The following is a 7381-nucleotide window of genomic DNA, read 5'->3' as shown; positions in this document are numbered from 1 at the left end:
CTTTCAATTTTGTTTCTAATGAATATTTAGCCATAGAAAAAGCACCTCCAACTGTTGGGTTTTAATTTCGTGTCCAACAATTGGGGTGCAGTTCATTCATCAGAGCTAGTCTTTCATTCATCATAGTTCTAGTTATTGATGTAACGCTCAAACACATATCCAAAATCTTTTGGATGGAATTGCTTGATTGTATCTTGAAGCCAAGTAAACGACATTTGATTAATCTGCTTAAACTGATCGACTATGTCGTTCTCTGTGCTACGAATCGTGCTAACAGTACTGGAAGCTACTTCTAGACTCTGTTTGGCATGGTTCAAGGAGATATCGTTGTCATAAGAGATTTCAGCAATTTTGTGTAATGCCTTATAAAGGTCTTTTACTTCCTCGATGTGTTTCTTATGAACATCGATAGAGTATTGCGCATTTCCCATGGTGAACTTAATTTCTACATCGAGATCGACCGTTCCAGCTGTTTCTAAAGAGACGTTGGAAATTTTGTAAGCATAATAATCATACCGGCGAAGGGTGCGCTTTTTGCTTACTGCACTGGTGCCATCAAGGTGAATAAGAGCTTTGTTCGTAAAGCAGTATTCATCTGACTTCGATTTGATTAGGAAATAGATCTTTTCCCCATCTTCATGCATTACATAATCATCTGCGTCCACTTTGTCATAGTCTTTTGGCTTGATAACAGTACCTACATCGCTAATCCCCAACATATCAGCAGCTATTTTTCCGAACATACACACTCAACCTCCATGAATTGTTTATTCTAAGTCTCTCTTCCCAAATCATGTTAACAATAAACAACGTGGGACAGATATTTCTAGACCGATATGTTGATGAATCAGGGGGTGGCACAGCTGTCTATAGTGCTAGGTATTTTCAACGAAGTTTTCATCTGTGCAACATTGCTGAATCGGCTCATGAAACCTATCTGCGGTCAACAACGTTTCTCTAGACTAAGACGGTTTTCATTCATTAAGATGAAAAAGGATCTAAAGGAGAGGATGAGGAAACATGGAAGAAGCGCAGAAGGGAGCATGGCTAAGTATTGGAGCCTATCTGTTACTGGCTATCGTAAAATTGGCGGTTGGATTATGGGCTCACTCTGAAGCTGTGTCTGCTGATGGATTAAATAATGTGACTGATATTTTGTTGTCAATTGCAATCTTGATTGGATTGAAAGTCTCACTTCAACCAGCTGATGACGATCATCATTATGGCCACAAAAAGGCAGAAACAGTCGCTACCCTTGTTGCAGCATCTTTCATGGTATTGGTAGGGCTAGAAGTATGGATTCGTGCTATTACAGCGATCGGGAATCCAGAAACCATAGCGATTCATCCTGTTGCTTTGTGGATTTCACTCCTCTCCGCGTTCTTGATGCTAATGGTTTCTCTCTATAATGCAAGATTAAGCAAGAAGACTGGAAGCAGGGCGCTAGCTGCCGCCTCAAAGGATAATCGATCTGATGCGTGGGTAAGTATTGGCGCTGTGGTAGGAATTGTGGGGACGTGGATTGGCTATCCATGGCTAGATGCGGTTTCTGCGGTTGTTATTGGTTTTCTAATTATTCGAACAGGTTGGGAGGTAGCGAAGCCGGCTATACTTTGTCTAACGGACGGAGTGGATCAATCATCACTTCAAGGAATGGTCGACGAAGTGAGCCAAATTGACCAAGTTCAAAAGGTGATCAAATTTCGTGCTAGGTCGCATGGCTCTTGTTATCATATTGAAGTGACAATTGGAGTCGATCCCCATTTATCCGTTTTAAAGAGTCATGAAGTAACGGAGCAAGTGGAAGAACAGCTTTTAAAGAATAAACAAATCGAATATGTACATGTTCATGTGGAACCTGTGGAATATATAGAAATTAATTCAAATATAAAAGATGAATCAGCGTTACATTATCATGTATGATGATATAAAAATTAGGAGAATCTATGGAAGCAGAAGACGGAATATGGGAAATTTCCGATTTTGTTACCCTTATTGACCATTACCGGAAGCCTTGGTAAGATAAATCGAGGTAGACTTACCGTATATTTTCAGGGATATGGCCTGATAGTCTCTACCCAGCTACCGTAAATAGCTGGACTACGTGTTATGAGGTCACCGGGATGCTCTTTTTATTTCTTCATAAAATCATTTGATTATTGCATGATATTATGAAGAATACGGGGGACCGGGGTACTTATATCGCATAGGGCGATAGGAGTGCCCTGGTTTTTGTTATATACATATATTTTTCTATTAGTAGAGAGGGATGGAAAAGATGGACAAATCCATCGAACGTGTAGTTGTACTTGATTTTGGAGGTCAATACAATCAATTAATTGCTCGACGAATTCGTGATTTAGGAGTATATAGTGAGCTTGTTTCACACAAAATCACGGCCGAAGAATTAACAGAGATGGCTCCTAAAGGAATTGTTTTCTCGGGAGGTCCTAATAGTGTGTATGAGGATAATGCGCCTAAGTGTGATCCGGCTATTTTTGAATTAGGAATTCCGATCTTTGGGATTTGTTATGGGATGCAGATGATAAGTAGTCACTTTGGAGCAAGTGTAGATCGCGCGCATAAACGTGAATACGGAAAAGCAGAGATAGAAGTGGTATCAGATAGCGCTCTATACCGTGAATTGGAAGCGAAACAAACCGTATGGATGAGCCATAGTGATGTGGTGCTGAAGCCACCGACAGGATTTGTAGTTGATGCTAAAACCGAATCTGCGCCTGTTGCGGCTATGAGTGATGCTGAGAGAAAAGTGTATGCCGTTCAGTTCCATCCCGAAGTGCGTCATTCCATCTATGGAACCGAGATGATCCGTAACTTCTTATTTGAAGTTTGCGGTTGTACGGGGAATTGGTCGATGGAAACATTTATTGAGGATACGATTCGTGATATTCGCGAGACAGTTGGAGATAAGAAGGTATTGTGCGCTCTTAGTGGTGGCGTTGACTCTTCCGTAGTGGCGGCGTTGATTCACCGAGCGATTGGAGACCAACTAACCTGTATGTTCGTAGATCATGGTCTTCTGCGAAAAGGTGAAGCAGAAGGCGTAATGCAGACATTTGGTAAGGAATTCCGTATGAACTTGGTGAAAGTTGATGCGAGAGAGCGATTCTTATCCAAGCTCAAAGGTGTAACGGACCCAGAAGAGAAACGAAAAATTATCGGTAATGAATTTATCCGTGTTTTTGAAGAAGAATCAGTCAAGATTGGTTTACATGAGTTTTTAGGGCAAGGTACCCTCTACACTGATATCGTCGAATCGGGTACGGATACAGCTCACACGATTAAGTCACACCATAACGTAGGTGGGCTTCCAGAAGATATGACCATGCAATTGATCGAGCCACTAAATACACTCTTTAAAGATGAAGTGCGTAAAGTCGGGGAAGAGTTAGGTCTCTCGGCTGCGATTGTTTGGAGACAACCATTCCCAGGCCCAGGTCTCGGAATTCGTGTGATTGGAGAAGTATCAGAGGACAAACTGGAGATTGTTAGAGAATCAGATGAGATTTTGCGTAATGAGATTGCTAAAGCAGGCTTAGATCGTGAAATTTGGCAGTATTTCACCGCTCTTCCTGATTTCCGTAGTGTGGGTGTTATGGGAGATGTTCGTACCTATGCTTACACCGTTGGGATTCGGGCTGTTACTTCCATTGATGGAATGACTGCTGACTGGGCTAGAATCCCCTATGATGTACTAGAGAAAATTAGTACTCGCATTGTAAATGAAGTGGATGGAGTTAACCGGGTTGTTTATGATATTACCTCCAAGCCACCATCTACCATTGAATGGGAGTAATGAACGAACTTTCTTTGACAACTAGAGAATGAAAGAGGTTCAACAAGATCAGGAGGAAGAACATGGAAGCGGCGAAAGTCAAACGTTCCTTTATCGCCCGATATTTTCAATTTGATAAATATGGAACGAATGTACGTACAGAAGTTTTAGCAGGGATAACCACTTTCTTCGCGATGGCTTATATCTTATTAGTAAATCCGGACATGTTATCCAAAACAGGGATGGACTTCGGGGCAGTATTTGTAGCTACAGCGGTTGCATCTGCACTGGGAACATTATTGATGGGGATTATTGCAAACTATCCTTTGGCACTAGCACCCGGCATGGGATTAAATGCTTATTTTACGTTTACCATTTGTCTCGGGATGAAGATTCCATGGCAGACGGCCTTGGGCGCGGTGTTTATCTCAGGGGTTATATTTTTGTTATTAACCGTCACCAAAGTACGGGAGATGATTATTAACTCCATACCACCTAGCCTAAAATTCGCAGTATCGGCTGGGATTGGGTTGTTTGTTTCTTTTATTGGATTAAAAGAATCGGGAATCGTTGTAGCCAATCCAGCGACCTTTGTAAGCTTAAGTCCTAAGCTGGTAAGTGATCCTATGATATTGCTTACCCTATTTGGTTTAATTGTCACGATTATCTTGATGGTTCGTAATGTGAAGGGTGCTATCTTTATTGGAATGATGTCTACAGCTATTGTAGGAATCATAACCAATCAAGTGAAGGTACCGACTGCCTTTTTCTCATTACCTCCAAGCATCGAACCTACTTTCTGGAAGATGGATATCGCAGCGGCGATGGATGTGGGGATCTTTACGATTATCTTTGCATTCTTGTTTGTAGATCTCTTTGATAATGCGGGTACGTTAGTCGGGGTGGCGAATCAAGCAGGATTTTTAAAAGATAATAAGCTTCCTCGTGCGGGACGTGCACTGACTACTGATTCGATTGCAGCTATGGCGGGGGCATCCTTAGGAACCTCGACCGTTACCTCCTATGTTGAATCAAGCGCGGGAGTTGCAACAGGTGGCCGAACTGGTTTTACTTCTGTCGTTACTGCTTTTTGCTTTATAGCATCTTTGTTCTTCTTCCCAATCGTAAAAACGTTGGCATCTGTTCCTGCGATTACGGCTCCGGCGCTCATTATCGTAGGTGTGCTTATGGCTTCTTCTTTAAAAGATATTAACTGGAAAGAACTAAGTGAGTCCATTCCGGCATTTTTCACGATCATCATGATGCCACTAACGTTTAGCATTGCTACTGGAATTGCGTTAGGTTTTGTCCTGTATCCTATTACGAAGCTCGTTGCAGGTGAGGGGAAAAAAGTTCATTGGCTCATGTATGTGTTAGCAGTGGTGTTCGTTGTGCGTTTTATTTATCTGAATGAATAGTGTTGAGATATTCATATAGATAGAAGAAGAGAGTTCTGTCGTGTGACAGAGCTCTCTTTTTATGTATAATGATCTTTAATTTTATTTGATTCGGAGGTTATCGAATATGTTTTATATAAAAATGAATGAAAATGTGAGTCTAAAACAGCTAGATCCATGTGAAGAGGAAACGTTATTTCGATTAGTAGATCGAAATAGATCCCATTTGCGTAATTGGTTACCGTGGGTGGATGGCACAAAATCTATTGAAGATACACGTAGTTACCTTTCATTCTGTGAAAATGAATATAAGCGTGCAGAACTAATTAATGCTGGGATCTGGTATAAGGACGAGTTGGTAGGGTGTATTGGTTATAACGAAGTAAATCAACATAATCGATTTGCCAAGATCGGGTATTGGCTGAGCGAAGATATGCAAGGAAAAGGAATGATGAAACTAGCATGTGCTGAGATGGTTCGGTATGGATTTCAGGAGATGGGGCTTAACCGGATCGAGATTCGTGTGGCAATCAGTAATAAAAGAAGTCAAGCGATCCCACGAGGGCTAGGCTTTGTTCAAGAAGGGATGATTCGCCAAACAGAGTGGCTATATGATCATTACGTAGACCATCTTGTGTTTGGGTTGTTACGAGAAGAGTATGAGAAAAACGAACAACTAGTATTGAAATAAGACGAATAGCAGATTCTACCTCGTAAGGGGGAATCTTGGTGATTCGATTACGGCAGATATTTGTTATATGGGTTAGTACAGCCATTGTTTCTTTAGGAGTCGGTATATGCGTAGGAACGGAGGAAACGAGTGCTACTACATATATCCGCGCGGATTCTCATTATTCGCCAGATGATGTAGCAGGGATTCGCCGATTAATTCATAGAAGAGAACAGGTCTTGCAAGCAGGCACATGGATGGATTGGGCAGATTGGATCGCCCCTTCTTCGCAAAGTTATTTTCAGGAACAGAAGAGATGGTTTGATGATGCCTTTCGCTATTTGGATCGAGATAGCTATCGGTTACAACTTGATAAAGTGGAAACAACATCTTTAGGTACCGTTGCTCATATAAAACAGAGCTATACCCATCATGGGAAGCAAACGAATAATCAGTATCTACTCATTGTTGAGTATGATCCACAGAAGAGGCATTGGGTGGAGGTGGAACAGCCTTTTCATCAAAAGAAAACCACGTGGGGTATGTTAAAGGTGGATCGCTTGGAACTACTTAGTAAGGAACATATCTATCAGGAGGCTATCGAAAAGGGGAAAAGCTACTTTCAACAAAAACTGGGTTGGATTCCAAAACCGATTGAAATCAAGGTATTCCAACGTGCGGATCGATTGGCTCAGTCCGTAAAGCTTTCGCTTCCTAGTTGGGTTGGGGGATGGAATGAAGCAAATCAGGCCATTAAGTTGGTTTCGGAACATTCTACTTCCTCTGAGTGGGAAAAATCAGGGATTGTTCATGAGCTAACACATCAAGTCATCAGTGATTTAACCCATGACAATGCCGCTTACTGGTTTCAAGAGGGGGCGGCTATGTACTATGAGGAGCTATTGTTTCCTACACCACAGATACATATTAAGTCAGAAGCGATATGGAGTCGTGAGCAACTGGAGATGATGAATTTAGAAAATCTATCTCATCAAGACGCCGTTCGTTTCTATGAATCATGCCGTGAGCAATATCGTCGTTTATTGAAGGATATCGGAGAGAGTGGAATGAGATCTTTCTTTGCAGAAATAAGGAAATATAACCGAATGGACGTAGATAGTAGCGAGAAGATCCAAGTGTGTAATCAGCGTACTAATCGATCATTACAAAAGGTGTTTCCTTTTTTTAAAAAAGGTATTGACCAAGCTGTTTAGACCGTGTTATATTAATCAACGTCGCTGATGAAGCGCACGGAAATACACACAACCAAAGCTTAGATGATTTGAAAAAACAATAAAAAGTTGTTGACACTGAATCTGAGAATATGGTAAAATAAATTTTGTCGCTGAAAGATAACGGCGGGATTTTAGAAAAAGAAATGTGTTCCTTGAAAACTAAAGAGTGAATGAACCAAGACCTGTTTAATTACTTTAAATTGAGCTTAGCTCAAACTTTCAATGGAGAGTTTGATCCTGGCTCAGGACGAACGCTGGCGGCGTGCCTAATACATGCAAGTCG

Annotated in this window: 6 protein-coding genes, 1 rRNA gene and 1 riboswitch; of the genes, 6 read left to right on the top strand and 1 reads right to left on the bottom strand. The window is 41.3% G+C overall.

Going from position 1 to position 7381, the window contains the following annotated elements; all coding sequences use genetic code 11:
* Positions 1-128: 128 nt before the first annotated feature.
* Entirely contained in the window at positions 129-743 is a 615-nt protein-coding gene (locus tag EDD57_RS13925; RefSeq protein WP_131850020.1) for a PH domain-containing protein, read from the bottom strand.
* A gap of 277 nt (positions 744-1020) precedes the next feature.
* Here EDD57_RS13925 and EDD57_RS13920 point away from each other — a divergent pair, with 277 nt between their 5' ends.
* The 6 genes from EDD57_RS13920 to EDD57_RS13895 all read left to right on the top strand — a co-directional run.
* On the top strand, positions 1021-1923 hold the full coding sequence (locus EDD57_RS13920) for a cation diffusion facilitator family transporter (protein WP_131850019.1): 903 nt from the start codon (positions 1021-1023) through the stop codon (positions 1921-1923).
* 99 nt (positions 1924-2022) lie between these two features.
* Positions 2023-2123, top strand: a riboswitch (purine riboswitch).
* Between the two features lie 155 nt (positions 2124-2278).
* The gene (gene guaA / locus EDD57_RS13915; RefSeq protein WP_131850018.1) at positions 2279-3817 is read left to right on the top strand and encodes a glutamine-hydrolyzing GMP synthase; all 1539 of its coding nucleotides are present in this window, start codon (positions 2279-2281) and stop codon (positions 3815-3817) included.
* A gap of 92 nt (positions 3818-3909) precedes the next feature.
* Entirely contained in the window at positions 3910-5214 is a 1305-nt protein-coding gene (locus EDD57_RS13910; protein ID WP_207896845.1) for an NCS2 family permease, read from the top strand.
* Positions 5215-5320: 106 nt separating this feature from the next.
* Complete coding sequence (locus EDD57_RS13905; protein ID WP_131850016.1) at positions 5321-5884, top strand: GNAT family N-acetyltransferase; 564 nt, start codon at positions 5321-5323, stop codon at positions 5882-5884.
* Between the two features lie 38 nt (positions 5885-5922).
* Positions 5923-7077 (top strand): peptidase MA family metallohydrolase, encoded by a 1155-nt coding sequence (locus tag EDD57_RS13900; protein WP_131850015.1) that lies wholly within the window; start codon positions 5923-5925, stop codon positions 7075-7077.
* 240 nt (positions 7078-7317) lie between these two features.
* Positions 7318-7381: ribosomal RNA gene (locus EDD57_RS13895) — 16S ribosomal RNA — on the top strand; the annotation flags it as partial.

Source organism: Baia soyae (assembly GCF_004341445.1).
Taxonomy (GTDB): domain Bacteria; phylum Bacillota; class Bacilli; order Thermoactinomycetales; family Thermoactinomycetaceae; genus Baia; species Baia soyae.
The sequence above is the reverse complement of the archived record's forward strand: the minus strand, read 5'-3'. Positions and strand labels throughout refer to the sequence as shown.

Coding starts and splice junctions, on each gene's coding strand:
- guaA (WP_131850018.1), top strand. CDS start 2,279: ATGGACAAATCCATCGAACGTGTAGTTGTACTTGATTTTGGAGGTCAA.
- EDD57_RS13925 (WP_131850020.1), bottom strand. CDS start 743: ATGTTCGGAAAAATAGCTGCTGATATGTTGGGGATTAGCGATGTAGGT.
- EDD57_RS13920 (WP_131850019.1), top strand. CDS start 1,021: ATGGAAGAAGCGCAGAAGGGAGCATGGCTAAGTATTGGAGCCTATCTG.
- EDD57_RS13905 (WP_131850016.1), top strand. CDS start 5,321: ATGTTTTATATAAAAATGAATGAAAATGTGAGTCTAAAACAGCTAGAT.